Here is a 25,591-nt window from a genome sequence, read left to right on the forward strand (position 1 = left end):
CAACTGTGAGACGCCCCACAAATGTCAAGTAAAGTGAATTCAAACCGATGAAGAACCTTATGAAAAACATGTTTCCCGGATGGTTGGTATGGACGGCACTCGCGTTGACAGGTTGTGGCGGTGGCGGTGGCAGCGCAGGGCCCGATGCCAAAGTGGCGCCGACGCCCTTGGCTGTTTTAGCGACCTCGTACGAAAACAAAAACCTGCGCGTTGCAGCTTTGGATGTCTCGCAAATTCCAGTGATGGCCGCTGACGCGGCACTGTGGACCCAGGTTCCTGAGTCTTTGGCATTTGGCGATTTTTTCCAAGAGGGCAAATATTCCGCCTTCGTCGCCGCGAATCAAGCCAACGGCGCAGCCAAAGCCTATTTCTTGAAAAAAAATGACGCAGGTACATGGACCGATGCCACGGCTGACCTGTTGACCGATCGCACCGTTTGTACTCACGTGGTCCAAGCTATCTCGGCCGATTTCAATGGCGACGGCAAACCTGATATTTACGTCGCATGCGGCGGTACTGCGGCGATGCAGCAAGTTTTCTTCATGAGCCGCACGGGCTCGGGACAGACTGGATATGTCCGGCAGGAAACCGGCTTCGGGTTGCAGTCCTGGGGCGCTGCTGCGGGTGACATCGATGGTGATGGCGACATTGATTTGGTGGTGACCGACAACAATTTAAGCGTGGCCTTGCTCAACGACGGGCTCAAAAATGGGGCGTCTAGCTTTACCAAAGACACGACCGGACGTGTCCCCACAAGTGGAGGCCCGCCCATCAATGGTGTTGTGCCCAGTTTTCCAACCCTGCATCGCAAAGTGTTCTTGATCCCACAAGCCAATGCCAATCCAGATTTGGTCATCGCCGGTACAGGAGCAGGTGCCAATTCGACCGCCATTTATCTGAAGAACAACAGCGTCAGCGGCACTCAGGGGCATTTCTACGTCAGCCCCTCCACCGGTGCTTCAGCCATGTTTGAGGACAAACTCATCAACAGTGTGGCGGTGAAGTTTTACGACGTGGTGGCCGATAGCCAGTCTTTGTATGTGTTGGCCAAGAACGTAGGTGTCGAGTCGGCCCAAACAGCCACGGAAATGGTGGTTTTGAAATACGAAAGTGCCAGCACGATCAGTTCTTCAAACGTCTTGCTCAATTTGCAAGGTGGCAACAACGGTGTTTTGTCTCTACCTAGTGGATACGCGCCCACCGACGGTTTTGTGTCGCAATTCAAAATCAACATGGCAGGGCACTTGGTTGCTTTTGATGGTGCATGCGCCATCGGCTCTCAGCGCTGCGCGTTTGACATCGCACCTTAAGCCATCTCGGTCCTGAGCAAGCGCTTGAGCACCTTGCCATTCGCATTGCGAGGCAAGGGCGTCTCCAGCCAGGTGAACGATTCGGGCACCTTGTAATCCGCCAATGCGGCGCGGCAATGCGCGATGACGCTGGCTTCTTCTGGCGCGTCGTTCGGGGCATAAATGAACGCATGCACGCGTTCACCCAAGACGGGGCAGGGCTTGCCCACGATGGCCGCCTCCAACACGCCTTCGATGCGGGTCAGGCAGTTTTCCACCTCGACCGAGTAAATCTTGAAACCGCCTCGGTTGAGCATGTCTTTTTTACGGTCAAAGATGCGCACAAAACCTTGCGCATCGACGGAGCCCAAATCACCCGAGTGCCAATGGCCTGCCGTGAACGATTGCGCGGTGGCTTGCGGGTTGTTCCAATACCCAGGCACCACCATGGGGCCGCTGATCCACAACTCACCGGTGTCACCTGGCGCGACTTCGCAGCCCTCGTCGTCCATCACGCGCACATCGCCGCAGGGCAGCACCGCGCCCACTGTGTCGGCATGCAAGCGGTTAGCGCCTGCAGGCATCAGCGTCACGGGGGAGGTGGTTTCGGTGGCGCCATAGGCGTTGCGCAGGTCAAGCTGGGGCAGTTCTTTGGCCAATTGCTCGATCACATGAACAGGCATAGGCGCGCCGCCATAGCCGCCTAAGCGCCAGCTTTGTAGCGTGGATGCTTGAAAGTTCGCGGACATCAAGCACAGGTTGTACATGGCGGGCACCATCAAGGTGTGCGTGATTTTTTCGTGGGCCACGGTGTCTAAAAACCCCGCCGCTTTGAATTCAGGCAACACCACCACGGCGCCACCCACATGCACCATCGTGGCGATGATGGCAATCAGTCCCGTCACATGGCTGGCGGGCACGGCCAAGGCCGATTTGTCGTCACAGGTCAAGCCCATGCCATGTTCAAAATGCATCACCGAATGGGCAATGTTTTGCTGCGTGAGCATGGCCCCTTTGGGGTTGCCTGTGGTGCCGGAGGTGTAGAGGATGACCGCCACATCAGCTCCGTGTGCCGTGTGGCTAGCAAGTGCGGTGTCATTGTTATTGATGGCCGCATGTTCAAGTGACGGCCACAAAATGATGTCGTCTGCCTGCACATCGTCCAAACTCAAACGGGCCTGCAGACTGGGCACATCGGTTTGGGTGGGAATGCGATCGGCCAGCACGCCATCAAACACCACGGCCTTGGCCTCGCATTGGTTCAAGATGAAGGTCAAGCCCGGACGCTGCTCTCGGGTGCCCACAGGCACGGCAATGGCGCCCAAGTACTGAACGGCAAACAGCACAAAGACGAATTCAGGGCGGTTGCTGACGAACAGGGCCACCCGGTCGCCCGCTCCAATTCCTAAGCTGTGCAGCGCCTGTGCGGTGCGTTGTACCTCGTGCCACGTCTCTTCATAAGTCCAACGCTGTGCGTCAAAGATGACCGCATCGCGTGCGCCATGCAGGTCTTTGGCACGCACCAACATGCTGAGTAAAGAGGTGGGGCGTTGTACAAAGCAGCGCACCAAGCGATCGTTTCCCCATGCTTCGACGCGCTGAGGGGGTAGCGTTTGCGTAGGCCAGTGCATCAATCAGGCGGTTGTGAGTAAGTTGGCACCGCGTTCAATCACCACGGTGTGGTCAATCAAACTGCTGGAATGGTTCAAATCTGATTGCGAGATCAGTACCGACAAATCGTTGCCGCGCAAACCCGAAATGACCTCGCTCAAACGCATGGACAGGGCAGGTGCCACGCCTTCAAACGGCTCGTCCAGCATCAACAGGTGTGTGCCAATGCCAAGGGCGCGGGCCAAGGCCACCAACTTTTGTTGACCGCCCGACAGCAGCAGCGCCTTGCGCTGTGACATGGCTTTGAGCTCGGGCAGCACGTCGTACACAAAGGCCAAGCGTTGGTCGACGTTGAGATGTGGTGAAACCCACAGCGGAATCAAGATGTTTTCTTCCACCGTCAACTCGGGCACCAAGCCGCGATCTTCGGGCATGTAGCCAATGCCTAAACGCGCACGCGCTTCGGGGGGCAAGGCGGTCAAGTCTTGGCCTTTGAAGGTGACGCGTCCTTGATGAACAGGCAAATGTCCCATCACGCTGCGCATCAAACTGGTTTTGCCGGCGCCATTGCGCCCCACTAAACCTGTCATTTTTCCGAGCGGCACTTGCAGGCTGATGCCACGCAGCACTTGGACCGATTCGATGGCCACATGCAGGTCTTGAACTTCAAGCATGGGCCACCTCCTGGCGTAATTCACCCGTGACGTAACGGCGCACATCGTCGGTGGCGAGTGCTTTCTCGGGCGTGTCGTCGGCGATCACGCGACCGCTGTAGAAGGCAATGATGCGGTCCGCATGGCGACGCACAATGTCCATGTCGTGCTCCACAAACAAAGCGGTCAAGGGTTCGTCCCCGAGCCCGCGCATGACGGTTTCCATCATCGGAAATTTCTCTTCTGCTGAGACCCCGCTCGTGGGTTCATCCAACAGCAGCAGCTTGGGCGAACCGGTCATGGCCAAAGCGATGTCTAGTAATTTACGCACACCACCCGGCAACTCGCTGACGCGACGGTTTCGGTGCTGAATCAATTCAAACCGTTCCAGCAAGGCGGCGCCGCGCTCGATTTCCTCAGCTTGCGCAGCAGGGCGCCAGACGGACAGTCGATTGCCGTGACAGGCCATGGCGACCAGCATGTTGTCCATCACACTCAAGGTGGGGTAGAGCTGCGGGATTTGAAACGAGCGAGCCACGCCCAAGCGTGTGATTTGCCGCGGCGACATGGGCGTGATGTCAGTCTCGCCCAAATGAATGGTGCCTTGATCGGGCTTGAGGTAGCCCGTGATCATGTTGACGAAAGTGGTTTTGCCGGCACCGTTGCTGCCGATCAAGCTCACGCGCTGGCCCACAGGAATGTCGATGCACAAGTCTTGTGCGGCAACCACCGCACCAAACTGTTTTTGCAAGTGCCGTGCACTCAGCAAGATGGGGGCGGTCATGCGCGCTCCTTGTGTTGCTTGCCGCTCCAAAGCGAGCCAATGCCAAAAGGTAAAAACCGAATCACAAACAGCAAAAACAAACCCAGTACCAGCTGCCATGTGTTGGGAAAGTATGAGCTGGAGAACGAGCGCACAGCTTCCAAAATCACAGATGCCAGCATGATGGCCACCACGCTTTGTGAGCCCGCCAAAATGGCGACAAACACAAATTCGCCCGAGGTGGTCCAGTAGCTGAAGGTGGGGTCAATGTGTCCCAAGGCCATGACGGCCAATGCCCCGCCGCAGCCGCCCAAAAATGCGGCCAGCACAAAGTTCAAGGCCATGGTGTGACGCACGGAGCTGCCCAAATACTCCACACGCAGTTCGTTGTCGCGAATGGCTTGGGTGATCAGGCCGCGGGTCGAGTCAAAGTAAATGCGGCACAGGTAAGACATCACCACGGCAAAGCACATCGCGAGGGCGTAAAGCGCGTAGCCCACGCCATCGTCAGACAGGGCTTGACCAGCGAGGGTGATGCGGCCCAAGTTAAACCCGTCAGAGCCACCCAAGCGTTCGGTCTTCACCAAAATACCGTAGCCGACCATCGACAACGCCAAGGTCAACATGGAAAAGAAAATGCCACGGTAGCGCGACAGCAGCGGTGCGAAGGGCGCGGTCAGCAACGTGGCGGCGAGCCCGCCCAGCAGCGTGAGCGCGATGCCATCCGTGAACCCGAGCTTTTGAAATATCAAGGCAGCTGTGTAGCCCCCGATGGCGGACATCAGACCTTGCCCAAAAGCCACCACACCGCCACGCATCAACATCACAATGCCCAGCGACACCAAGCCGTTGGCAAACGCCATGGTGCACATGAACAGCAGCCATTTGGGAATGATCAAACCGACAGCGAGCAGGGCGGCTGTGCAGACCATCATGCACAGCGTTAAATTCCGAATCGATAAGTGCATGGTCAAATTTTTCGTGCTTGGATGCGTTGAAATAAGCCTTCAGGTTTGACCATCAAGACCAAGGCCATCACAACGTAGATGGAAAACAACTCGGCCACTGGCACCACATGAACGGCGAATGCGCGTGCTAAGCCCACGATCAAGGCGCCAATCGCAGCGCCTTCAATGCTGCCCAAGCCGCCAATGATGACCACTGCAAAAGACACGATGATCACGCCGACCGACAACCCCGGTTGCACCGAAATCATGGGTGCTGTGAACGCGCCACCCAGTGCCGCTAAGAACACGCCCACCCCAAAAGCCATCATGTAGACCTTGGAGACTTTCACCCCCATGCTGCTGGCAATCTCAGGGCTGTGGATCACGGCCGTCACGATCTTGCCTTGGCGTGTGCGGTTCAAACCAAACCACACCACAGAGCCCACGACCACCGCGATCACGATCAGCAAGAAGTCGTAGCCCACATAAATCTGGTTGCCGATCTCGACGTTGCCAAACATGCTGTAGGGCTCTGACACGTAATAAGGGTTGGCGCCCCAAATGAGTTTGGTGATGTCTTCCATGCACAAGAACAGCGCGTAGGTCACCAAGACCAACAGCACTTCGTCGTGACCATAAAAGAAACGAAGAAGCCCTTTTTCGGTCAAAGGGGCGACCAAAACTGCAATCGCGATTGCCGCCATGAACATGGCCACCAAGGTCCAACCCGGAGCCCAATGCATGGTGGCCACCCAACCGACAAACGTGGCGGCAGCATACGCGCCTAGGGCATAAAAACTGCCGTGTGCGATGTTGAGAATTTTCAACACCCCAAACACCAGCGTTAAGCCCAAGGCGACGATGAACAGCCACGACGCATAGGTCAAGCCATCAATGAAAATGGTGATGGCGAGTTCCATGCGCTACTCCTTCAATTGCACTTAGCGCCAGGGAAGCCAGCCTTCAGCCAGTCATCCGATTTCATGTTGGCCGGTGGGTTCACGCAGTCAGCAGGGAAGCGCTGGATGTCGTCGATCATCACCATCTTCTTTGCGGCGTCCCAGCGTGTGCGGCCAATGGCTGTGTCTTGAACGGCCTGGTTACCGCCACCCAAGGTCATGCGAATTTTGCCGGCTGGTGAATCCCACTCGCTGTTTTTCAGCGCGGCGGCCAATTGCTCGGCGGTTGGTTTTTTGCCACCGTTGGCGGCCATGGCTTTTTCAACGGCCAGTTTCAAACCCAGCAGGGCTTGTGCCATGCGATAGGGGGCTTGCACGGGGTAGACGTTGTTGGCCTTTTGGTAGGACTCCCACCACCAGTCGTTGAGGGCCGATTTCGGCGCCATCAAACCGTAAGCACCCCGCGCACCCAAGATCGTGCCATCGGGTACTTTTTCGCCCAAGGTGGGCAACACATGGTCACCTGCAGACAAGACCACCTGTGAGCGCTTGAACAAGCCGCGTGGTGCGGACTGCATGATGAATGCTTGCAAGTCGCCGCCCCACAAACTGGAGTGCACCAAATCGGCAGGCTTGGACATCAAGGCAGAAATTTCAGTGCCGTATTGACCTGCGCCAAACTTGGGCAGCAAATCTTCGCCGGGTTTGGCATCGGGGTACAACTTCTCCATCGAGAACATGAAGTCTTTGCGGGAGTCTTGGCCCCATGCATAGTCTTGGTTGATCATGTTGAAGGTCTTCACAGGAATGTTGCGAGACTTCAAGTAGCGCGCCAAGGCCACGTTGTCCATCGTGGCGTGGGCCGCGGTGCGGAACACGTAGTTGTATTTGGCGTCTTCAAAAATGCGTGGTGTGCCGCAGTCGTACAAGATCAAAAACTTCTTCATCTCTTCGGCCACGGGCGCCACCGCCAAGCAGTCACCAGAACCGACGTAGCCCACCACGGCATCGACTTTGTCGCGGTCGTACAAATTGCGCAGCTCTTGCACTTGCTTGGTCGCGCCACCGTTCTCATCGACGTAGATGGGCTCGATGGTCAAGCCGCCAAAGCCCTTTTTGTTGTAAGGCGCAGGCGCTTGACCTTTGTTGAACGCGTCGACCAAAACCTTGGCGCCGTTGACCGCCGGAATGCCAAAGCTCTCTGCCGCTTGGCCGGATAAGAAACTCACCACACCGACCTTGAACGTCTCTTGCGCCATGGCGCTGAACGAGGTCACTGCGAGTGCCGCCGCGACCGCTAAGGTGCGCCATGGCATATTGGATTGAGGTGTCATCATGTGCGAAGTCTCCTTGAGTTGAGTGCTCGAACTATCAATGCAATCCAACGGTTCCCCGAGGGGGCTAACCCTAGGGAGGTGTTGCCTTAGCGACTCTTGTATTGGGCCTTGCCAAACAAGACCTCACGCGCTTTGTCATCTTGCAAAGGCTTGCGCAGATCGGCCAGCACTTGCACGCCGCGTTGCACGGCAGGGCGAGCGGCGATGGTGTCGAACCATTGTTTGAGCGTGGGGTAGTCGGCCCAATCGATGCCTTGGTTTTGCCAACTGCGCAGCCACGGAAAAATAGCGACATCGGCAATGCTGTAGCTGTTGCCTGCGATGTATTTGGTTTTTTCGAGCTGCTTGTTCATCACTCCATACAAGCGCTTGGCTTCGTTGGTGTAACGGTCGTAGGCATAGTCAATTTTCTCGGGGGCGTAAATGCGAAAGTGATGTGCTTGGCCCAGCATGGGTCCGACGCCGCCCATTTGGAACATCAACCATTGCATGACTTCAAACTTGGCGCGATCGCTCTTGGGCAACAGCTTGCCCGTCTTCGCTGCCAAGTACAACAAAATCGCGCCCGATTCAAACAGGCTGATGGGTTTGCCATCGGGCCCGTTTGGATCGACCATGGCGGGGATTTTGTTGTTCGGACTGATCTTCAAAAACTCAGGTGTGAATTGGTCGCCTTGTCCGATGTTGATCGGATGCGCCAACCAATCACGCCCCAGTCGCAAGCCACACTCTTCGAGCATGATGTGGACCTTGTGTCCGTTGGGCGTGGGCCATGAGTAAACGTCGATCATCGTGTGTCCTTAGCAGCCGCGTGTGATGGGCATTTCAACGTCTTGCGGCGCTGTGGCAATGTGGCGCGCCAGTTCGAGCTTGGCGATGGCATTGCGGTGCACTTCATCAGGACCGTCGGCCAAACGCAGGGTGCGCTGATGCGCATACGAGTAGGCCAGCGGGAAGTCGTCGCTCACGCCACCTGCACCGTGTGCTTGAATCGCCCAGTCGATGATTTGGGTGGCCATGTTGGGGGCAATCACCTTGATCATGGCGATCTCGGCGCGGGCCACTTTGTTGCCCACGGTGTCCATCATGTAGGCCGCTTTGAGGGTGAGCAAACGGGCTTGCTCAATCATGATGCGCGCATCGGCCAAACGCTCGTGCCACACGCCTTGCGCAGACACAGGCTTGCCAAATGCGACGCGGCTGTTGAGGCGACGGCACATCAATTCGAGGGCGCGTTCTGCGGCACCGATGGTGCGCATGCAATGGTGAATGCGGCCAGGGCCTAAGCGGCCTTGTGCAATTTCGAAACCACGACCTTCGCCAAGCAGTAGGTTGCCCACGGGCACACGCACGTTGGTCAAGGTCACTTCCATGTGGCCGTGTGGCGCGTCGTCGTAGCCAAACACGGTCAAGGGGCGCACCACTTTCACGCCAGGCGAGTTAGCGGGCACGATGATCATGCTTTGTTGTGAGTGGCGAGGTGCCTCTGGGTCTGTTTTGCCCATCACGATGTAGACCGCGCAACGGGGATCACCGGCGCCAGAGCTCCACCATTTGGTGCCGTTGATCACGTACTCGTCGCCATCACGTTCAATGCGGCATTGGATGTTGGTGGCGTCGGATGAGGCCACCGCGGGTTCGGTCATCAAGAAGGCCGAGCGAATTTCGCCGCGCAACAAGGGCTCCAACCATTCGTCTTTGAGCGCTTCGCTGGCATAGCGCTCGAAGGTTTCCATGTTGCCGGTGTCGGGCGCTGAACAGTTGAAAATTTCTGCGGCAAAAGGCACGCGACCCATGATTTCGCACAAGGGTGCGTATTCCAAATTGGTCAAGCCTTGCGGTGCGCGTGGGCTGTGTGGCAAAAACAAATTCCACAAACCAGCGGCACGGGCTTTGGGCTTGAGTTCTTCCACGATCTTGGTCGGAATCCAAGCGTTGCCTTTGGCGCGGTTCTCTGCGATTTCGGCAAAGAAACGTTTTTCGTTCGGGTAAATGTGCTCGTCCATAAAGGCGAGCAAGCGTGCTTGCATGTCCTTGACTTTGTCGGTGTAGTCGAAATTCATGAAGGGCTCCTTGGGGTGTTATTGAAGTTGTTGTGAGAGAAAGTTAGGCGAGTTGTGCAAATTTCCAGGCCAATTCGGCCATGGGGCGCGCACCTGCGCCAGATGCTTTGGCCTGCGCGCTTGAAGCCGTTCCGGCCTCCACGCGCTTGGCAATGCCTTGCAAGATGGCCGCGATGCGGAACATGTTGTAGGCCAAGTAAAAATTCCAGTCCGCTTTGAGATCGCTGGGCGTGGCCAAGCCCGTGCGGTCGCAATAGCGGTGGATGTATTCGGACTCTGTGGGAATGCCCAATGACGCCACATCCACGCCGCCCAAACCACGGAACGTGCCCGGTGGAATGTGCCAAGCCATGCAGTGGTAGCTGAAGTCAGCCAACGGGTGGCCAATGGTGGACAGCTCCCAGTCCAGCACCGCCAGGACACGCGGCTCGGTGGGGTGGAACATCAAGTTGTCAAGGCGGTAGTCGCCGTGCACGATGCTGACCTTGCTGGCATCCAAGGCACTAGCGGGCATGTTGGCGGGCAGCCACGCCATCAAGTGGTCCATTTCAGGAATGGGTTGCGTGACGGAGGCCACGTACTGCTTGCTCCAGCGGCCAATTTGGCGCTCGAAGTAGTTGCCCGCTTTGCCGTAATTGGCGAGGCCACGTTCGGCAAAAGGCACGGTGTGCAAGGCGGCGATGACACGGTTCATTTCGTCGTAAATGGCACCGCGCTCGGCGTTGTTCATGCCCGGCAGCGACTGCTCCCACAGCACACGGCCTTCGACGAACTCCATCACGTAGAAGGCGCGACCAATCACCGATTCGTCTTCGCACAACACATGCATTTGTGCCACGGGAACGTCGGTGCCGTACAAGCCCTTCATCACCGCAAATTCGCGTTCAACGGCGTGGGCCGAGGGCAGCAATTTGGCGACGGGGCCAGGCTTGGCACGCATCACGTAGCTCTTGGTGGGCGTCACCAATTTGTAGGTGGGGTTGGATTGCCCACCTTTGAACATTTCAAGCGTCAAGGGTCCCTTGAAGCCAGGCATGTGCGCGCACAGCCAGTCATCGAGCACCGCAGTGTCGACGCTGTGCGCCTCACTCACGGGCCGGGTTCCAACAAAGTTATCGTCCCGGCTCATGCGTGGGCTCCTGTTAGTGATCGGCTTCGCTGATGTGCAGCAAGGCCTCTCGGTTGCGAATCACCAAGCCGCCTGGCTCGATGCGAATAGCTTCCTCGCGCTCCATGGCCTTGAGCTCTTGGTTCACGCGTTGGCGTGAGGCCCCCAAAAGCTGCGCCAACTCTTCTTGCGCCAAGTGCAAACCAATGCGAATTTCTTCGCCATGCGTCAAACTCTGTACCCCGTAGCTGCGTGCCAAATGCAACAGCTGTTTGGCCAAGCGTGAACGCAAGGGCAGGGTATTGAGGTCTTCCACCAAGCCGAAGAGTTGGCGAATGCGACGTGCTTGCAAACGCAGCATGGCTTCGTAGAACTCCACATGCTGGCTGAGAATTTTTTGGAAGTCCGCTTTGGCCACGCACAAGATGCTGGTGTCGCCGTGCGCGTACACATCGTGTGTGCGACGGTCGCCGTCCAAGATCGCCACGTCGCCAAACCAAATGCCGGGCTCCACATACGTGAAGGTGATTTGCTTGCCCGACAGCGAAGTCGAGCTCACACGCACCGCGCCCTTGGCGCACGCCATCCACTCCTCGGGCGCGTCGCCGCGCGCCGCGATCAAGTCGCCGTCTTTGCATCGTTTGACATAAGCGCATCGAAGAATGTCGTGTCGTAGTGAAGGTGAGAGAGATGAAAACCATCGACCTGAGTTGATGGCTTCGCGTTCTTCGATATTAAGAATTGGATCGTCCATAGCCTGTCTTTTGTGTGACCTGAAAGTGAAAATTAGTCGCACTTGCGACCCGCGTGAATTCAAACTTAAACGTAGCTTACGTTTTATTTGTAAACGGGCTTTTCTTTGTTAAGAAATGCAGCGATGCCAATGCCTGCGTTGGCGTGGTGCAAGTTGTTCACGAAGTGATCGCGCTCTTGCGCCAAGTGCGTGGTGAGGTTGTGTGTGCCTGCATCGTTGATCAATTCTTTGATGCTGCTCATCGCGTTGGGTGCGCGTGCGTTGATGCGATCTGCCAATTGCAGCGCGTCACTCAAGGCATGGCCGGGTTCGCTGATGCGGTTGACCACACCCAAGGCATGCAAGCGTTCAGCGCCTATGCGTTCGCCGAGCAACAACAACTCCGACGCCAATTGGCGCGGCAGGCTGTGACTCAAGCTCCAGCTGCCACCACCATCGGGAGACAGCGCGATGCTGCTGTAGGCCATCACGAAAATGCTGTCGCGTGCCGCCACCATCATGTCGCACATCATGGCGAGCGAAAAACCAGCGCCTGCGGCGGCACCTTCTACCGCGGCAATGACAGGTTTGGGGCAGGTGCGAATGGCTTCCATCCAGCTGTGCAAACCTTCGATGCTTTGGGCCTGCGCCTCACGCGGCTTGTCGCGGTTGCTTTGCAGGCGTTGCAAATTGCCACCCGCACAAAAGTTGCTGCCTTCGCCGGTGATGATGACGCTGCGGATTTCAGGGTTGGTCTCCGCCACGTTCAGCGCCTCAATGCCTGCGGCATACATGTCGGGGCCCAAGGCGTTGCGCATGGCGGGGTCTGACAGCGTCAAGATCATGGTTTGACCTTGGCTGGTACTCTTGAGTTGGGCGGTCATTTAGCTCTCGACGTGGGTCAGGCTCAGGCCAATCGCGCCACGGCGGCGCAGCCATGGGCTGGGGCGATAACGCGGATCGCCGTAGACGGTTTGCACGTTGAACAGCACTTCCAAAATTTCGGTAGGGCCGAACTTGTCGCCCATCATCAACGGGCCCATGGGGTAACCCAAGCCGAGGGTGACGGCCGTTTCTAAGTCTTGTGGGCTGCAAATGCCTTGCTGGCAAATGTCGCAGGCAATGTTGACGATGGTGGCCACCACGCGTTGCGTGACAAAACCACCGCTGTCGCGAATCACGCTCACGGCTTTGCCATCGCGGGCGAAGAGGGCGTGCGCCGCATCGCGCATGTCGGCTCGTGTGGCTGGGTTGGTGGCGAGCACGCGGCGCTTGGTGAGCTTGTCGTCGATCAACATGTCGATGCCGATGGTGCGTGCGGGGTCCAAGCGTTCAATGATGGCGACCGTGGTCACATCAAAACCTAAGGGCGCGACGATGGACAGTGCTTGAGCCGATGGCGAGGCACCGGTTTCAATCTTGGCGCCTAAGTCTTTCAGCAATTGCAGCAACTCGGAGCGACGCACCGCGCGGCTAGACACCCAAACCGGCGGCATGTCAGCCACCACAGGCACGGCAGGCTCAGGCGCGATTTGCGCCACGCCGTCCACGTATTTGTAAAAGCCTTCGCCCACCTTTTTGCCGACCACGCCACCCGCCAAACGTTGGGCAGTGATGACGCTGGGGCGGTAACGCGGTTCGTCGTAATACTGTTGGTAGATGGACTCCATCACGGGGTGCGACACATCGAGTGCGGTCAGATCCATCAGCTCAAAGGGGCCTAATTTGAAGCCCACTTGGTCTTTCAAAATGCGGTCGATGGTGGCGAAGTCGGCAATGCCTTCCGACACGATGCGCAACGCCTCGGTGCCATACCCACGCCCAGCGTGGTTGACGATGAAGCCGGGTGTGTCTTGCGCCTGCACGGGCGTGTGGCCCATTTGTTTGGCGTAGGCGGCCAAGTCTTGGCAGATGCTGGTTTTGGTTTTCAGGCCTGCAATGACCTCGACCACTTTCATGAGTGGCACGGGGTTGAAGAAGTGGTAGCCCGCAAATTGCTCGGGTCGTTTGAGGGCTGCGGCAATCGCTGTGACTGACAACGAAGAGGTGTTGGTCACCAGCACGGCGGTGGGTTGCACCAAAGCTTCGAGTTCGGCAAAGAACGATTTTTTGATGTCCAAGCGCTCCACGATGGCTTCCACCACCAAATCGCAATCGGCCAAATCGCTTAAGGCGGAGGCCCCTTGCAGCTGGGCTTTGTATTGCGCGGCTTGCTCGGGCGTGATGCGGTTTTTCTCGGCCAGCTTGTCCCACTGCGCGCCAATGGCTTGCGTGGCTTGTGCGACGGCCGCAGCTTGCGTGTCGAACAGTTTGACGGTGCTGCCAGCTTGGGCGGCGATTTGTGCAATGCCTCGGCCCATGGCGCCGGCACCCACAACCCCTACGGTTTTGTAAATGGAATTCATCCAAATATTATGACTGAGCACCACGCTGTTTTTGAGCTGCGCCTGCGCGACACATCAAGGGTTAAGGCTAGGAGTTTCCCCTTGAAGGCTATGCAAGAATAATTTGAACTTATTCATTTTGGAGCGCCTTCATGACTCTCAAACTCTGCGGCTTTTCGGTCAGCAACTACTACAACAAACTCAAAATTCAATTGCTGGAGAAAGGCGTGGCCTTTGAAGAGGACTTGGTGTGGGTGAACCCCGTCGATGCGGCCACCTTGCTGCGTTCTCCCATGGGCAAAGTGCCGTTTTTAGAAACCCCCGAGGGTTGCATCACCGAGTCGGCGGTGTGTGCCGAATACATCGAACAAGCTTATCCACAACACCCGTTGTTGCCCGCCGACCCGATGGCCGCCGCCAAGGTGCGCGAGCTGATTACGTATTTAGAGCTGCACATTGAGCTGGTGGCGCGTGAGTTGTACCCGCAAGCTTTCTTTGGCGGCAAGGTCAGCGAAGGCACGCAAGAGCGGGTGCGCAAGCAACTTGCCAAAGGCGTGGAAGGTTTCACCAAGTTGGCCAAGTTTTCGCCATTCGTGGCGGGCGATACGTTCACGCTGGCCGATTGCTCCGCTATCGTGCATTTGCCGCTGGCCAGCATGGCCAGCAAATTGGTGTTGGGTGAAGATTTGTTGGCCGGTTTGCCCGTCAAAGAGTACGGCAAGCAAATGGCCGAGCGCGCGTCGGTGCAAAAAGTCAACGCCGATCGCAAAGAAGGTTCCGCCTTGATGGCGGCGCGTTACGCAAAGTTGTCGTCGGGCGGTTAATCGCCAAGCGGCTCCACGCACGGGTGCAAGCAGTGCAGTACGCAAGCAGGGCTAACCGTTAGCCCCTTGCCTTGACGCATCAAGTCACGCGAGCGCGATGGGCCCTGCGTGTGGCGCGTGCCGCCAGCAGGCTCATCAGCAAGGCCAGTAACACGCCAACCCAGCCAAACCAATGCAGTTGGGCCATGCCGTCGTGGGTGATGAGCCACGCACCGCCTGCCGAGCCAATCGCTTGCCCGAGGTAAATGGCCGAGGTGTTGAGCGCGACAGAACCAGACGCCAGCTCGGGCGCGATTTGAATCAGCCGCGCTTGCTGTGCCGAGTTGGCGGCAAACATGCCCAAACCCCAAGGCGTCAAGATCAAAGCGGCCAACCACAAGTTGCTGCCCAGTGGCCACAGCAGCAAGCTGAAGGACATCAAGAGCAAACAGAAATTGACGGCTTTGGCCGCGCCCACGCGGTCTACTTTGCGCGACAACAGCATGTTGCCCAGCAGTCCACAAGCCCCGAACCATCCAAACAGAAGGCTCAAGTCGGCGGGCGAGGTGGCTAAGGTTTGTTTGAAGTAGGGCGCAAAGTAAGCGGTCAGCACAAACTGGCCTGAGGCACTGATGACCGTCACAAAAACCGTGAACATCAACGGCTTGGACAAGAAGGTTTGCCGCCAAGCAGCCAGCGACATGACGGGCGGCTGCAGCCCGTTGGGCACCACGCGCCATACCCAAGCCGCGCTGATCAGCGACAGCACGGACAGCATGCCAAACACCACGCGCCAGCCGTACACCTCGCCCATCCATGCGGCAATGGGCATGCCCACCACCGAGGCGACGGACCAGCCTAAAAAGACAAACGTGATGGCACGTCCGCGTCGCTCAGGGGCTGTCAATTGCCCAATGCAGGCGGCCGCTTGCGGCGTGAAGATGGCGGGCGCGACCATCGCCAGCACGCGTACCCACAGAATTTCGTTGAACCCTGGCATCACCAAGGTCAGCGCGTGCGTTGCGCCGTACCACAGCATGACCCACGTCAGCAGTTTGCGTCGGTCGTGCTTGGCCAAAACGGTGGCAAACACGGGGGCGCTCAAGCACATCAGCACGGACCCCGCGGTGATCAAAAAGCCGGCTTGCGCCACCGACACCTGCAAGTCGTGGCTGATGTCGTTGAGCGAGCCCGGCACCATCAACACGCCGAAGCCGATGACAAAGTTGCCAAACAGGAAGCACCACAACACGGCGGGCGAGGCGCGGTGCATCAGCAGACTTTCATGCGGTGTTTATCGACGCACCTGAAGCGCGCCAGGATTCACGATGTTGGTGGGTGTGCCTTTGATGAAGTTCACCACGTTGTCAAACGCGGTGCCAAAGTACAACTCGTAGCTGTCTTGCTCAACATAACCAATGTGCGGTGTGCAGATGCAGTTTTCCAAACGCAAGAGCGCGTGGCCTTGCAAAATGGGTTCGCTTTCAAACACGTCAATCGCGGCCATGCCGGGGCGGCCACGGTTGAGGCCAGCCAGCAAAGCGTCGGGCTCAATCAACTCAGCGCGCGAGGTGTTGACCAGCAGCGAAGTGGGCTTCATGCGCGTCAAATCTGCCAAGGTGACGATGCCACGGGTGGCGTCGTTCAGGCGCAAATGCAAGCTGATGATGTCGGCTTCTTCAAAGAAGGCTTCACGCGATTCGGCAATGTTCAGCCCGTCTTTGGCGCCCAGTTCGCGAGAGGCTTCGCTGCCCCACAACAAAACGCGCATGCCAAAGGCCTTGCCGTAGCCTGCGAGCAGCTGGCCAATCTTGCCGTAACCCCAAATGCCCAAGGTCTTGCCGCGCAAGACTTGGCCCAAACCAAAGTTGGTAGGCATGGAGCCCGATTTCAAACCGGCTTGCTGCCAAGCGCCGTGTTTCAAGTGTGTGATGTATTGCGGAATGCGGCGCATGGCTGCCATGATCAGCGCCCACGTCAACTCGGCGGGTGCTGTGGGCGATCCCGTGCCTTCGGCGACCACAATGCCGCGCTCGGTACATGCCGTCATGTCGATGTGGCCACCGACTTTGCCGGTCTGCGAAATCATTTTGAGCTTGGGCAGCTTTTCAATCAGCTGGCGGGTGACCTGCGTGCGTTCGCGGATCAGCACCAAAATTTCGGCGTCTTTGAGCCGCACCGACAACTGGCCCACACCTTTGATGGTGTTGGTGTAAACCTTGGCTGGATAAGCTTCTAATTTGGAGGCGCAAGGCAGCTTGCGTACGACATCTTGGTAGTCGTCTAGGATGACAATGTTCATCCCCCAATTGTGCCTTGTCCCTATCTTGGGATTTTTAGTTCCGGAGTAATTTATGTCCATCTCGATGTCGTCGGCAAGCTTGCCTGTCTTTCAAACCGCGCTCACGAACTTGAGCCACTTGCTGGCCAAAGGCCAAGCCCATGCGGATGCTAAAAAATTTGATTCTTTGGTATTGGCGCAATACCGTTTGGCCCCCGACATGCTGCCGTTCACACGCCAAGTGCTGATTGCTTGCGATGCCGCCAAACTGTCTGTGGCACGTCTGTCTGGCTTAGAAGCCCCCAAGTTCGACGACACCGAAACCACGTTGGCGGATTTGATGGGCCGAATTCAAAAAACCTTAGATTGGCTCCAAACCGTACCCGCTACGGCTTTGGACGGCACCGAAGCCAAGAGCATCACGTTCCCTGTCGGAAAAGATAAAACGCGCACCATGCTGGGCGAGGATTACCTCAAGCACTGGGCCATTCCGAACGTGTTCTTTCACGTCACCACGGCCTATGCTGTTCTGCGTCACAACGGCGTAGAAGTGGGCAAAGGCGACTTTTTGCTTGGGCCCAACGCTTAAGGTCAGTTGGCGGCCACTGGCTCAGTGGCGGCTTTCCAACTCGGCCAAACGGTCGAGCTCGGCGCACACATCCGCCATGCGGCCAGAAATCACCATGCGGCCAGCGCTGTGGCGGTTTTGTTGAGCGTCCATCACGCGTGCCACGCGCAAAGGCAAGTGGCGAGCGGTGGAGGTGCTTTGCAAGGCTTGAGCGGGCAGAAAGCCACGGACAACGTTTTGCAGCGGATTCAAAAGGCGGTATGCGCCAAAAATTGCGAGGCTCATGGTCGTACTTTCTTTACATCAACATGGTGTTGCGAATCAGGCCCACAGCGAGACCTTCAATTTCAAAAGGCTCACCGGGTTCGACCACGATGGTCTTGAAATCGGGGTTTTCGGGCAGTAACTCAATGCGATCTGGGGTGCGGCGGTAGCGCTTGACCGTCACGTCATCGCCCAAGCGGGCCACCACGATTTGGCCGTTCTTGGCGTCGCGGGTGGACTGCACGGCGAGCAAATCGCCGTCCATGATGCCGGCGTCGCGCATAGACATGCCGCGCACGCGCAACAGGTAATCGGGTTTGCGCTGGAACAAGCTGCTCTCCACGTAGTAAGTCTGGTCCACATGCTCTTGCGCCAAGATGGGCGAACCAGCGGCGACGCGGCCCACCAAGGGCAGCGAAAATCCAGAGATGGTTGGGTTGACCGTGTTGGCCATGCTGTCTTGCATGGCACGCAGGTTGTTGCCTTTGAGGCGAATGCCGCGTGAGGTGCCGCTGACCAGTTCAATCGCGCCTTTGCGGGCCAAGGCTTGCAAGTGCTCTTCCGCCGCGTTGGCAGACTTGAAGCCCAGCTCGTTGGCAATTTCTGCGCGTGTAGGGGGCGAGCCGGTGTTGGCGATGGCCGATTGAATCAGCTCCAGAATCTGCTGCTGGCGGGGCGTAAGTTTTGGCATCTCGATCATCGTTGCGGCTCCTGCACAATGGGGGTTGACTGGTTAAGCTGTTTAGACATCCAGTACCTGTATTTTTAACCAGTTTTTGAGTTCTACGACACATGCATGCAAAAAAAAATCAAAAAATTGTGGTTTTAGCCACAGGCGGCACCATCGCGGGCACGGCGGCCAGCGCCACTGACCACACGGGTTACACCGCCGCTCAGCTGGGTGTGCAGCAGTTGCTCGACGCCGTTCCCGCGCTGAATGACGCTCTGCAAGGCGACGCTTTGGTGTGTGAACAAGTCGTCCAACTCGACAGCAAAGACATGGACCACGCCACTTGGCAGGCGCTGGCTCAACGCTGCGCGCATTGGCTGGCTCAGCCCGAGGTGGGGGGCATCGTCATCACCCACGGCACGGATACGCTCGAAGAAACGGCATGGTTTTTACAACAAGTGCTTGAAACAACCAAGCCCGTGGTGCTGACCTGTGCCATGCGCCCAGCCACGGCCTTAGCGCCCGACGGTCCTCAAAACTTGTTTGATGCCATGGCCGTGGTGCGTCACCCAATGGCGCATGGCGTGTTGGCCGTTTGCGCCGGTCGCATTCACAACGCGCGCGATGTTCAAAAGGTGCATCCTTACCGGCTCGATGCGTTCAGCTCTGGTGATGCAGGTTCGCGTGGGTGGGTCGAGCAGGGGAACGTGCGTTGGGCCGATCCTGGCAGCTGGCCTCTGAGGCATGCCAACGCCCAGCAGGCGCTTGAACGTCCTGTGGCCCAGTGGCCTTGGGTGGCGGTGCTGCATAACCACACGAATCCCGATGCCCGCCAAGTGCATGCTTTGGTGGCGGCAGGTGTGCAAGGCATTGTGCTGGCGGGCACGGGCAACGGCACCGTGCATCACAGCTTGTTGGCTGCGCTGACACAAGCGCAAGACCAAGGCGTGGCCGTGCGCTTGACCACCCGCTGCGCGGAGGGCCAGATCGTGGGGGCGATCTCTGCGTTGCCAACTGCGCCGCGTGGTTTGAACGCGTTCAAGGCGCGGATCAGCTTGATGCTGGATTTGATGGGTTAAGTCCTTTTAAGAAAGCGCCCCAAAGAAAGCTAAAACCGATCCCAAAACAACAAAGCCCCGCACTGCGGGGCTTTGTTGTTTGGAAAACTGAAAAGAATCAGTTAGCCAGCGCTGCAAACGCACGCGTGGTGATGTCTTCCACGCTGCCTGTGCCGCTGATGGCGCGGTACTTGGGGGCTGAGGCGGCGTCGGCCTTGGCCCAGTTGGAGTAGTAGTCCACCAAAGGACGCGTTTGGTCGCTGTAGACCTGCAGGCGTTTTTTGACGGTTTCTTCTTGGTCGTCGGCGCGTTGCACCAAGGCTTCGCCCGTCACGTCGTCAATGCCTTCCACTTTCGGTGGGTTGAATTTGACGTGGTAGGTGCGACCGCTGGCCACGTGGGCGCGGCGACCGCTCATGCGCTCGATGATGGCGTCAAAAGGCACATCGATTTCGAGCACGAAGTCCAACTTCACGCCAGCCGCTTTCATGGCATCGGCTTGAGGAATGGTGCGGGGGAAGCCGTCAAACAAGAAGCCTTGGGCGCAATCGGCTTGGGCGATGCGTTCTTTGACCAAGTTGATGATCAGGTCATCGCTGACCAAACCGCCAGCATCCATCACTTTTTTGGCTTCGATGCCCAAAGGGGTACCGGCTTTGACTGCAGCGCGCAGCATGTCGCCTGTGGAAATCTGGGGAATGCCGTATTTTTGGCAAATGAAGGTGGCCTGTGTACCTTTACCGGCACCAGGTGCGCCCAACAGAATCAGTCTCATGCTTAGTCCTAATGATGAATTAGTGTTGATATTTTGAAGTCGAGGATAGCATGCGCTCCCCTTCGAAATGCTTACGCGAGTGCCTCAAAGTGGGCACGGACCCGCGCCAAGTCCTCGGGCGTGTCCACACCGGGACCTGGCGAGTGCGCGCTGATGTGCACCGCAATGCGGTGTCCATGCCACATGGCGCGCAATTGCTCCAGCGATTCGGTCACTTCCAGTGGGGAAATGGCCAACTTGGGGAACTCACGCAGGAAGCCCACGCGGTAGCCGTATAGGCCCACATGACGTAGCGGCGCGGGGTCGGGGAGCGCGGTGATGCCGCCATTCAAGCCCCCATTTGCGAAGCCATCGCGCCACCACGCAATCGGGGCGCGGCTGAAGTACAGCGCGGTGTTGCGGGCGTCGAGCACCACTTTCACCACGTTGGGATTGGCAAAGTCGGCCACGGTGTCGATGGCGTGGGCCAACGTGCTCATGCTGCAGTCGTCGCGCTCTTGCAGCAGTTGCGCGGCGGCGTCGATGGAGGCGGGGTCGATCAAGGGCTCATCGCCTTGCACGTTCACCACCACGTCGGTGTCGCTCAGGCCCAGCAAATCGCAAGCTTCGGCCAAACGGTCGCTGCCCGAGGGATGGTCGGTACGCGTCAACACGGCTTCGATGTGGTGGGCTTGGCAGGCTTGCACGATGCGCTCATCGTCTGCGGCCACCACCACGCGCGAGGCGCTAGAGAGCAGCGCACGTTGTGCCACGCGGACCACCATGGGCACACCGGCTAGGTCGGCCAAGGGTTTGTCGGGTAAGCGCGAAGAGGCCATGCGGGCCGGAATCAAGACACAAAACGACATCAAAGCCCCAATTCTTCGTCGGTCAAGGGGCGAGCTTCGTTCTCCAGTAAAACAGGAATGCCGTCGCGCACGGGGTAAGCCAAACGCGCGCTGCGCGAGATCAGTTCTTGACGTTCTCGGTCAAATTCAAGCGGGCCTTTGGTGACGGGGCAGACCAAGAGTTCAATCAATTTAGTGTCCATGGGGTGATGATAACTTTGGGCGTTGCGTGATTTGAAGCGCCGCGTCAATGGCGTGCAGCAGGGCGTTGGGCAATTCGGTCACGAGCGGCACGGCCCACGCCTGCGGGTGTTGGGCCCAGATTTTGACGGCGTCTTTTTCAGTGCACAACACGTCGCCCCACGCGGGGTTGAGGGCGAGGCCGCGCACATCGGCGTGGTCGGGCAGGGCTTGGGTGTGCGCCAGCTGCAAGCCTTGGCGGCGCAGCATGTCAAAAAACACCTCGGGTTTGGCAATGCCTGCCAGCGCTTGCACGGGCGTGTGGGCCCAGCTTTGCAAAGCGCGTTGCGTGCCATCGGCTTGCCGCGCAAAGCTGGCTAATTCGCGTGTCACGGCAAAGGCGCCGGGGGGTGTTGGTCCCGAGGTTTGTACCACCCACATCGGCACGTCGCGGCCCGTGGTGGGGTGACGCCAAGGGCTGCGTGGCCAAGGCTCGCGCAAGGGCCCAGCGGGCAACAAAAAACCGTTGCCTACGCCACGTTCGTCAAACACGCACAGCTCTAGGTCGCGTGCCAGTGGCCAGTGCTGCAAGCCGTCGTCGCAGACCAGCACTTGCACGGCTGGATGTTGTTTCAGCAACGCCAAGCCCGCTGCCGTGCGGTTCGAGCCCACCCACACGGGCACTTGGCAGGTGCGGGCTATCAGCAAGGGCTCGTCGCCCACATCTTGCGCGGCGCTGTCTGGCAGCACGGGGCGAATGTCGGGTTGGGGGGCTTGTGCATCGCGCTGTCGTCCGTAACCGCGAGACAACACGCCCACGCGCCAGCCTTGTTGCGTCAGGTGCTGCACCAGTGCCATGACGATCGGGGTTTTGCCCACGCCGCCCACCAGCACATTGCCCACCACCAGCACCGGTACCGGCAAGACGTGTTGTTTGAGAACCCCTAACTTGTAGAGCGTGTGCCTGAGCCACACCAACGCGCCAAGCACAGCGCTGATCGGCCAAAGTGCCAAGGCTAGGCAGCGGTCTGGCCCGCGTTGACTCAGCCAAGCGCGCATCAGCGCATGGCGCAAAACACTCATAACGCGGCCCAAGGCAAAAGGTGGGTCATGGCAAAGGCCTGCGGGTGGCTGAGTGGGCTCAGTCGGCTTTGGCCGACGACGATTGGGCGGCGAAGGTCAGTTGGTTCAAGTTGCTGCGACGGGCGGCTTCCATCACCATCATCACCGACTGGTGCGAGGCTTGCGCATCGGCACTGATGATCACCATGGGGTTATCAACGCCTTGGGCAGCGCCTGACATGGCGCGGGTCAAACTGGCCACATCGCGGCCATTCAAAGCTTGGCGGTTCACGCTGAAGCGACCTTCGCTGGTGATAGACACCCGCACTTCACGGGGGTGTTGCTGCTGCGGCGTGGTGTCTGCCACGGGCAAATTCAGCTGCATTTCGGTGAACTTGCTGTAGGTGGTTGAGAGCATCAAAAAGATCAACACCACCAACAACACGTCGATGAACGGGATCAGGTTGATCTCCGGTTCGGGGCTTTGCGCACGGTGAAACTTCATAGCGAGCGGCTCAACGCAGTTTGCTGCGCAAAATCAGCAAGTGGCGCAAAAAGCGATCGGCGTCCAGCTCTAGGCCCAACACATAGGCATCCACGCGGGCACGCAGGTAGCGCCAAAACATCAAAGCGGGAATGGCCACGATCAAGCCAAACGCCGTGTTGTACAGCGCCATCGAAATACCGTGCGCCAGTTGCACGGGGTTGGCCGCAGCGCCTTGTGCCGATTGCGAACCAAAAATATCAATCATGCCCACCACCGTGCCCAGCAAGCCCAGCAGCGGGGCAGCCGAGGCAATCGTGGCCAGCGCTACCAAGTGTTTGTCCAAGGTGTGTGCTGCTTGACGGCCTGCGGCTTCCATGCTGGCACGCAAATCGTCGTCGCTGATGCGTGGCTCAGCGTGCAAGGTTTGCCAACCGCTGGCCAACACGCCGCCCAAGACCGAGTGATGGCTCAATTGTTGAATCACCTCCACGGTGGGCAATGTTTGTTGCGACGCCTCCATCGCTTGCGCGAGCAAACCTTCGGGCGCCACCAAATGTGTGCGCAAACTCATCAAACGCTCAATGACCAAAGCCAAGGCCACCACCGAACATGCCAGCAATGGCCAAATCGGCCAACCTGCCGCTTGTATGATTGAAAACAAACGCGTACTCCTGAAAAAATCGCTGATCGATTATCGCCGAGTCCATGATTCACAATTTCTGTGGATAACTTTGTGGGTAACTTGGTTTGGCAGCTATTCAAACCCGCATGAATGCGTCGCTTGAACAGATTGATTGAATTTTAAGCAATAAAAAACCTAACAAAATCAATCACTTGCTATGAAACTTCGACATTCTTCCCCTCTGCGCCGCCATTAATCGATAACACTTAAATTTGTGGATGACTTCAGCATGCCCTTGACAGAATCGCCCAGTTTGGCGCCCCGTATCTGGGCAGTTGGGGCCCTGTGCCGCGCCGTTGCTGATGCTTTGGAGGCCCGCTTCAACCCCGTCGCCGTGCGCGGCGAGATCACAAGCTTCACACGCGCAGCCAGCGGTCATTGCTACTTCACCATCAAGGACGCAGGCGGCCAACTGCGCTGCGCCATGTTCAAGCGCGCCGCCCAACTGCTGGACTTTCGCCCCGTGGACGGTGAGCTGGTCGAACTGCGGGGCCGCTTGGGCGTGTATGAGCCCCGAGGCGAGCTGCAACTCATCGTTGAAAGCCTGCGCCGTGCGGGGCAGGGCGCTTGGTTTGAGCAGTTTTTGCAACTCAAAGCCAAACTCGACGCCGAAGGCCTGTTCGACCCCGACCGCAAACGCCCCATTCGCGCCATGCCGCGCCGCATTGGCGTTGTCACGTCGTTGGGCGCGGCGGCTTTGCACGATGTGTCGACCGCGCTGCAACGCCGCGTGCCGCACATTCCGGTCGTTTTGGCCGCCTCCGCCGTGCAAGGGCCTGACGCCGCGCCGGGCTTGGTCAAAGCCTTGCAGCAGCTGAGCCAACAACCCGAGATGGACGTCATCTTGCTCGTGCGCGGTGGCGGTTCGATGGAAGACCTGTGGGCGTTCAATGACGAAACCTTGGCCCGCACCATCGTCAACAGCCCCGTGCCCATCATTTGCGGCGTGGGCCACGAAACCGACTTCACCATCGCTGACTTTTGCGCCGATCTGCGCGCCCCCACACCCACCGCAGCCGCCGAAATGTGTGCCTTGCCGCAGGCCGATCTGATGGCCAATCTGGGTCAATGGCACGCCGCGCTAGAGGGCTTCACCCACCGCTATTTGGACACCCAAGAGCAACGCCTCGACCGCGCACAAGCCCGTTTAGGCCGCCCGTCACAAGGCATCACCACCGAAAAAATGCAGCTGTTGCGCTTGCAGCAGCGCTTGCGCAGCGCCGTGCAAACCCACAGCCAACGTGGCCAACATGACGTGAGCAACCTCGCCACACGTTTGACCCGTGGCGTGCAGCAAACCCCCGCCACAGCCCGCGAGCGTTTGCAGCGCGCGGCTTTGCGCCTCGACTTGCTCGATCCAAAGCTGGTGTTGCAGCGCGGGTTTGCGTGGCTCAGCGACGCCCAAGGCCAAGCCATCACCTCCGTCGGCCAGACGCAAGAGGGCCAAGCGCTGCAAGCGACCCTTGCCGATGGCGTGGTTGATTTGCGCGTCGCTGCACCCAGTCGCATTTAGTTTTTACAATCCAGCTTTCTTGTTCAGATTTTTTACCCAGAGGACTCCATGGAACACACGCTCCCCGCACTGCCTTACGCCATCGACGCATTGGCTCCCCACTACTCGCAAGAAACCTTGGAGTTTCACCACGGCAAGCACCACAACGCTTACGTTGTGAACCTGAACAACCTGCAAAAGGGCACCGAATTCGAAGCCATGTCGCTCGAAGAAATCGTCAAGAAGTCCAGCGGTGGCATCTACAACAACTCAGCCCAAATCTGGAACCACACCTTCTTCTGGAGCTGCATGAAGCCCCAAGGCGGCGGCGAGCCCACAGGCGCCTTGGCTGACGCCATCAACGCCAAATTCGGCAGCTACGCAGCTTTCAAAGAAGCCTTCGTCAAGAGCGCCGTGGGCAACTTCGGTTCGGGCTGGACTTGGTTGGTCAAAAAGGCTGACGGTTCGGTGGACATCGTCAACACCGGCGCAGCTGGCACACCTTTGACCACCGCCGACAAAGCGTTGCTGACTGTGGACGTGTGGGAACACGCTTACTACATCGACTACCGCAACATGCGCCCCAAGTTCGTTGAAACGTTCTTGAGCAACTTGGTGAACTGGTCGTTCGCTGAAGCCAACTTCGCTTAAAACG

At 58.2% G+C, this 25,591-nt stretch carries 28 protein-coding genes; 6 read left to right on the forward strand and 22 right to left on the reverse strand.

What is annotated here, in order from left to right; all coding sequences use genetic code 11:
* Positions 1 to 59 precede the first annotated feature (59 nt).
* Positions 60 to 1,310 (forward strand): VCBS repeat-containing protein, encoded by a 1,251-nt coding sequence (locus tag C5F52_RS19880; RefSeq protein ID WP_161499743.1) that lies wholly within the window; start codon positions 60 to 62, stop codon positions 1,308 to 1,310.
* Here C5F52_RS19880 and C5F52_RS19885 read toward each other — a convergent pair.
* The 12 genes from C5F52_RS19885 to C5F52_RS19940 all read right to left on the reverse strand — a co-directional run bounded on the left by C5F52_RS19885 (position 1,307) and on the right by C5F52_RS19940 (position 13,808).
* Complete coding sequence (locus tag C5F52_RS19885; RefSeq protein WP_104800096.1) at positions 1,307 to 2,920, reverse strand: class I adenylate-forming enzyme family protein; 1,614 nt, start codon at positions 2,918 to 2,920, stop codon at positions 1,307 to 1,309. The two genes, C5F52_RS19880 and C5F52_RS19885, sit on opposite strands and share 4 nt — an antisense overlap.
* Before the next feature lie 3 nt (positions 2,921 to 2,923).
* A complete protein-coding gene (locus C5F52_RS19890; RefSeq protein ID WP_104800097.1) occupies positions 2,924 to 3,574 on the reverse strand; it encodes an ABC transporter ATP-binding protein in 651 nt (216 codons plus the stop codon).
* Positions 3,567 to 4,337, reverse strand: coding sequence for an ABC transporter ATP-binding protein (locus C5F52_RS19895; protein ID WP_104800098.1), 771 nt, complete (start codon positions 4,335 to 4,337; stop codon positions 3,567 to 3,569). The genes C5F52_RS19890 and C5F52_RS19895 overlap by 8 nt, the downstream gene beginning before the upstream one ends.
* On the reverse strand, positions 4,334 to 5,284 hold the full coding sequence (locus C5F52_RS19900; protein ID WP_201747054.1) for a branched-chain amino acid ABC transporter permease: 951 nt from the start codon (positions 5,282 to 5,284) through the stop codon (positions 4,334 to 4,336). Before C5F52_RS19900 ends, C5F52_RS19895 begins: the two co-directional genes overlap by 4 nt.
* Before the next feature lie 2 nt (positions 5,285 to 5,286).
* Complete coding sequence (locus tag C5F52_RS19905; RefSeq protein WP_104800100.1) at positions 5,287 to 6,183, reverse strand: branched-chain amino acid ABC transporter permease; 897 nt, start codon at positions 6,181 to 6,183, stop codon at positions 5,287 to 5,289.
* Positions 6,184 to 6,194: 11 nt separating this feature from the next.
* The gene (locus tag C5F52_RS19910) at positions 6,195 to 7,499 is read right to left on the reverse strand and encodes an ABC transporter substrate-binding protein (RefSeq protein ID WP_104800101.1); all 1,305 of its coding nucleotides are present in this window, start codon (positions 7,497 to 7,499) and stop codon (positions 6,195 to 6,197) included.
* Between the two features lie 86 nt (positions 7,500 to 7,585).
* Positions 7,586 to 8,290: a glutathione binding-like protein gene (locus tag C5F52_RS19915; protein WP_104800102.1), complete on the reverse strand. Its 705-nt coding sequence runs from the start codon at positions 8,288 to 8,290 to the stop codon at positions 7,586 to 7,588.
* A 9-nt stretch (positions 8,291 to 8,299) separates the two neighbouring features.
* Positions 8,300 to 9,562: an acyl-CoA dehydrogenase family protein gene (locus C5F52_RS19920; RefSeq protein ID WP_104800103.1), complete on the reverse strand. Its 1,263-nt coding sequence runs from the start codon at positions 9,560 to 9,562 to the stop codon at positions 8,300 to 8,302.
* Between the two features lie 43 nt (positions 9,563 to 9,605).
* Positions 9,606 to 10,691 (reverse strand): phosphotransferase, encoded by a 1,086-nt coding sequence (locus C5F52_RS19925; protein ID WP_104800104.1) that lies wholly within the window; start codon positions 10,689 to 10,691, stop codon positions 9,606 to 9,608.
* Positions 10,692 to 10,704: 13 nt separating this feature from the next.
* Positions 10,705 to 11,424 carry a Crp/Fnr family transcriptional regulator gene (locus C5F52_RS19930; protein WP_104800105.1) on the reverse strand — a complete coding sequence of 240 codons (720 nt, stop codon included), beginning with the start codon at positions 11,422 to 11,424 and terminating at the stop codon, positions 10,705 to 10,707.
* 83 nt (positions 11,425 to 11,507) lie between these two features.
* Positions 11,508 to 12,287, reverse strand: coding sequence for an oxepin-CoA hydrolase, alternative type (locus C5F52_RS19935; RefSeq protein WP_104800106.1), 780 nt, complete (start codon positions 12,285 to 12,287; stop codon positions 11,508 to 11,510).
* Positions 12,288 to 13,808: a 3-hydroxyacyl-CoA dehydrogenase gene (locus C5F52_RS19940; protein WP_104800107.1), complete on the reverse strand. Its 1,521-nt coding sequence runs from the start codon at positions 13,806 to 13,808 to the stop codon at positions 12,288 to 12,290.
* Positions 13,809 to 13,939: 131 nt separating this feature from the next.
* On the opposite strand from C5F52_RS19940, the gene C5F52_RS19945 reads away from it, so the two are divergent.
* Positions 13,940 to 14,611, forward strand: a complete 672-nt coding sequence (locus C5F52_RS19945) for a glutathione S-transferase (protein ID WP_104800108.1) — start codon at positions 13,940 to 13,942, stop codon at positions 14,609 to 14,611.
* A 79-nt stretch (positions 14,612 to 14,690) separates the two neighbouring features.
* Here the strand turns inward: C5F52_RS19945 and C5F52_RS19950 are convergent, their stop codons facing one another.
* On the reverse strand, positions 14,691 to 15,863 hold the full coding sequence (locus tag C5F52_RS19950; protein ID WP_201747055.1) for an MFS transporter: 1,173 nt from the start codon (positions 15,861 to 15,863) through the stop codon (positions 14,691 to 14,693).
* 21 nt (positions 15,864 to 15,884) lie between these two features.
* Positions 15,885 to 16,892 (reverse strand): D-2-hydroxyacid dehydrogenase family protein, encoded by a 1,008-nt coding sequence (locus C5F52_RS19955; protein ID WP_104800110.1) that lies wholly within the window; start codon positions 16,890 to 16,892, stop codon positions 15,885 to 15,887.
* A 52-nt stretch (positions 16,893 to 16,944) separates the two neighbouring features.
* On the opposite strand from C5F52_RS19955, the gene C5F52_RS19960 reads away from it, so the two are divergent.
* A complete protein-coding gene (locus C5F52_RS19960) occupies positions 16,945 to 17,460 on the forward strand; it encodes a DUF1993 family protein (RefSeq protein ID WP_104800111.1) in 516 nt (171 codons plus the stop codon).
* Between the two features lie 21 nt (positions 17,461 to 17,481).
* On the opposite strand, the gene C5F52_RS19965 is transcribed toward C5F52_RS19960, so the two are convergent.
* Together C5F52_RS19965 and lexA are read right to left on the reverse strand one after the other, a co-directional pair.
* Positions 17,482 to 17,724 carry a hypothetical protein gene (locus C5F52_RS19965; RefSeq protein WP_104800112.1) on the reverse strand — a complete coding sequence of 81 codons (243 nt, stop codon included), beginning with the start codon at positions 17,722 to 17,724 and terminating at the stop codon, positions 17,482 to 17,484.
* 13 nt (positions 17,725 to 17,737) lie between these two features.
* Positions 17,738 to 18,403 carry a transcriptional repressor LexA gene (lexA, locus tag C5F52_RS19970; RefSeq protein ID WP_104800113.1) on the reverse strand — a complete coding sequence of 222 codons (666 nt, stop codon included), beginning with the start codon at positions 18,401 to 18,403 and terminating at the stop codon, positions 17,738 to 17,740.
* Positions 18,404 to 18,495: 92 nt separating this feature from the next.
* Here lexA and C5F52_RS19975 point away from each other — a divergent pair, with 92 nt between their 5' ends.
* The gene (locus C5F52_RS19975; protein ID WP_104800114.1) at positions 18,496 to 19,452 is read left to right on the forward strand and encodes an asparaginase; all 957 of its coding nucleotides are present in this window, start codon (positions 18,496 to 18,498) and stop codon (positions 19,450 to 19,452) included.
* Positions 19,453 to 19,549: 97 nt separating this feature from the next.
* Here C5F52_RS19975 and adk read toward each other — a convergent pair whose 3' ends face one another.
* The 6 genes from adk to C5F52_RS20005 all read right to left on the reverse strand — a co-directional run bounded on the left by adk (position 19,550) and on the right by C5F52_RS20005 (position 23,423).
* Positions 19,550 to 20,206 (reverse strand): adenylate kinase, encoded by a 657-nt coding sequence (gene adk / locus C5F52_RS19980; protein ID WP_104800115.1) that lies wholly within the window; start codon positions 20,204 to 20,206, stop codon positions 19,550 to 19,552.
* A 71-nt stretch (positions 20,207 to 20,277) separates the two neighbouring features.
* The gene (gene kdsB, locus C5F52_RS19985; protein ID WP_104800116.1) at positions 20,278 to 21,054 is read right to left on the reverse strand and encodes a 3-deoxy-manno-octulosonate cytidylyltransferase; all 777 of its coding nucleotides are present in this window, start codon (positions 21,052 to 21,054) and stop codon (positions 20,278 to 20,280) included.
* Positions 21,054 to 21,236: a Trm112 family protein gene (locus tag C5F52_RS19990; RefSeq protein ID WP_104800117.1), complete on the reverse strand. Its 183-nt coding sequence runs from the start codon at positions 21,234 to 21,236 to the stop codon at positions 21,054 to 21,056. The genes kdsB and C5F52_RS19990 overlap by 1 nt, the downstream gene beginning before the upstream one ends.
* Positions 21,226 to 22,296: a tetraacyldisaccharide 4'-kinase gene (gene lpxK / locus C5F52_RS19995; protein WP_104800118.1), complete on the reverse strand. Its 1,071-nt coding sequence runs from the start codon at positions 22,294 to 22,296 to the stop codon at positions 21,226 to 21,228. Before lpxK ends, C5F52_RS19990 begins: the two co-directional genes overlap by 11 nt.
* Positions 22,297 to 22,354: 58 nt before the next feature.
* Positions 22,355 to 22,780, reverse strand: coding sequence for a biopolymer transporter ExbD (locus C5F52_RS20000; protein ID WP_104800119.1), 426 nt, complete (start codon positions 22,778 to 22,780; stop codon positions 22,355 to 22,357).
* A 10-nt stretch (positions 22,781 to 22,790) separates the two neighbouring features.
* A complete protein-coding gene (locus C5F52_RS20005) occupies positions 22,791 to 23,423 on the reverse strand; it encodes a MotA/TolQ/ExbB proton channel family protein (RefSeq protein WP_104800120.1) in 633 nt (210 codons plus the stop codon).
* Between the two features lie 250 nt (positions 23,424 to 23,673).
* Between C5F52_RS20005 and xseA the strand changes: the two genes are divergently transcribed.
* Positions 23,674 to 24,957 carry an exodeoxyribonuclease VII large subunit gene (xseA, locus tag C5F52_RS20010; RefSeq protein WP_104800121.1) on the forward strand — a complete coding sequence of 428 codons (1,284 nt, stop codon included), beginning with the start codon at positions 23,674 to 23,676 and terminating at the stop codon, positions 24,955 to 24,957.
* A gap of 48 nt (positions 24,958 to 25,005) precedes the next feature.
* Entirely contained in the window at positions 25,006 to 25,587 is a 582-nt protein-coding gene (locus tag C5F52_RS20015; protein ID WP_104800122.1) for a superoxide dismutase, read from the forward strand.
* The last annotated feature ends 4 nt before the right edge of the window (positions 25,588 to 25,591 follow it).

It is taken from the genome of Limnohabitans sp. TS-CS-82 (assembly GCF_002943475.1).

What these genes read in the sequence shown, in the direction of transcription:
- C5F52_RS19885 (WP_104800096.1), bottom strand. Translation starts at nt 2,920, where the DNA reads ATGCACTGGCCTACGCAAACGCTACCCCCTCAGCGCGTCGAAGCATGG.
- C5F52_RS19900 (WP_201747054.1), bottom strand. Translation starts at nt 5,284, where the DNA reads ATGCACTTATCGATTCGGAATTTAACGCTGTGCATGATGGTCTGCACA.
- C5F52_RS19945 (WP_104800108.1), top strand. Translation starts at nt 13,940, where the DNA reads ATGACTCTCAAACTCTGCGGCTTTTCGGTCAGCAACTACTACAACAAA.
- adk (WP_104800115.1), bottom strand. Translation starts at nt 20,206, where the DNA reads ATGAGACTGATTCTGTTGGGCGCACCTGGTGCCGGTAAAGGTACACAG.
- C5F52_RS19880 (WP_161499743.1), top strand. Translation starts at nt 60, where the DNA reads ATGAAAAACATGTTTCCCGGATGGTTGGTATGGACGGCACTCGCGTTG.
- kdsB (WP_104800116.1), bottom strand. Translation starts at nt 21,054, where the DNA reads ATGTCGTTTTGTGTCTTGATTCCGGCCCGCATGGCCTCTTCGCGCTTA.
- C5F52_RS19935 (WP_104800106.1), bottom strand. Translation starts at nt 12,287, where the DNA reads ATGACCGCCCAACTCAAGAGTACCAGCCAAGGTCAAACCATGATCTTG.
- C5F52_RS19955 (WP_104800110.1), bottom strand. Translation starts at nt 16,892, where the DNA reads ATGAACATTGTCATCCTAGACGACTACCAAGATGTCGTACGCAAGCTG.
- C5F52_RS20000 (WP_104800119.1), bottom strand. Translation starts at nt 22,780, where the DNA reads ATGAAGTTTCACCGTGCGCAAAGCCCCGAACCGGAGATCAACCTGATC.
- C5F52_RS19925 (WP_104800104.1), bottom strand. Translation starts at nt 10,691, where the DNA reads ATGAGCCGGGACGATAACTTTGTTGGAACCCGGCCCGTGAGTGAGGCG.
- C5F52_RS19975 (WP_104800114.1), top strand. Translation starts at nt 18,496, where the DNA reads ATGCATGCAAAAAAAAATCAAAAAATTGTGGTTTTAGCCACAGGCGGC.
- C5F52_RS19960 (WP_104800111.1), top strand. Translation starts at nt 16,945, where the DNA reads ATGTCCATCTCGATGTCGTCGGCAAGCTTGCCTGTCTTTCAAACCGCG.
- C5F52_RS19890 (WP_104800097.1), bottom strand. Translation starts at nt 3,574, where the DNA reads ATGCTTGAAGTTCAAGACCTGCATGTGGCCATCGAATCGGTCCAAGTG.
- C5F52_RS19930 (WP_104800105.1), bottom strand. Translation starts at nt 11,424, where the DNA reads ATGGACGATCCAATTCTTAATATCGAAGAACGCGAAGCCATCAACTCA.
- C5F52_RS19905 (WP_104800100.1), bottom strand. Translation starts at nt 6,183, where the DNA reads ATGGAACTCGCCATCACCATTTTCATTGATGGCTTGACCTATGCGTCG.
- C5F52_RS19910 (WP_104800101.1), bottom strand. Translation starts at nt 7,499, where the DNA reads ATGATGACACCTCAATCCAATATGCCATGGCGCACCTTAGCGGTCGCG.
- C5F52_RS19920 (WP_104800103.1), bottom strand. Translation starts at nt 9,562, where the DNA reads ATGAATTTCGACTACACCGACAAAGTCAAGGACATGCAAGCACGCTTG.
- lpxK (WP_104800118.1), bottom strand. Translation starts at nt 22,296, where the DNA reads ATGAGTGTTTTGCGCCATGCGCTGATGCGCGCTTGGCTGAGTCAACGC.
- xseA (WP_104800121.1), top strand. Translation starts at nt 23,674, where the DNA reads ATGCCCTTGACAGAATCGCCCAGTTTGGCGCCCCGTATCTGGGCAGTT.
- C5F52_RS19915 (WP_104800102.1), bottom strand. Translation starts at nt 8,290, where the DNA reads ATGATCGACGTTTACTCATGGCCCACGCCCAACGGACACAAGGTCCAC.
- C5F52_RS19895 (WP_104800098.1), bottom strand. Translation starts at nt 4,337, where the DNA reads ATGACCGCCCCCATCTTGCTGAGTGCACGGCACTTGCAAAAACAGTTT.
- C5F52_RS19940 (WP_104800107.1), bottom strand. Translation starts at nt 13,808, where the DNA reads ATGAATTCCATTTACAAAACCGTAGGGGTTGTGGGTGCCGGCGCCATG.
- C5F52_RS19990 (WP_104800117.1), bottom strand. Translation starts at nt 21,236, where the DNA reads ATGGACACTAAATTGATTGAACTCTTGGTCTGCCCCGTCACCAAAGGC.
- C5F52_RS19965 (WP_104800112.1), bottom strand. Translation starts at nt 17,724, where the DNA reads ATGAGCCTCGCAATTTTTGGCGCATACCGCCTTTTGAATCCGCTGCAA.
- C5F52_RS19950 (WP_201747055.1), bottom strand. Translation starts at nt 15,863, where the DNA reads ATGCACCGCGCCTCGCCCGCCGTGTTGTGGTGCTTCCTGTTTGGCAAC.
- C5F52_RS20015 (WP_104800122.1), top strand. Translation starts at nt 25,006, where the DNA reads ATGGAACACACGCTCCCCGCACTGCCTTACGCCATCGACGCATTGGCT.
- lexA (WP_104800113.1), bottom strand. Translation starts at nt 18,403, where the DNA reads ATGATCGAGATGCCAAAACTTACGCCCCGCCAGCAGCAGATTCTGGAG.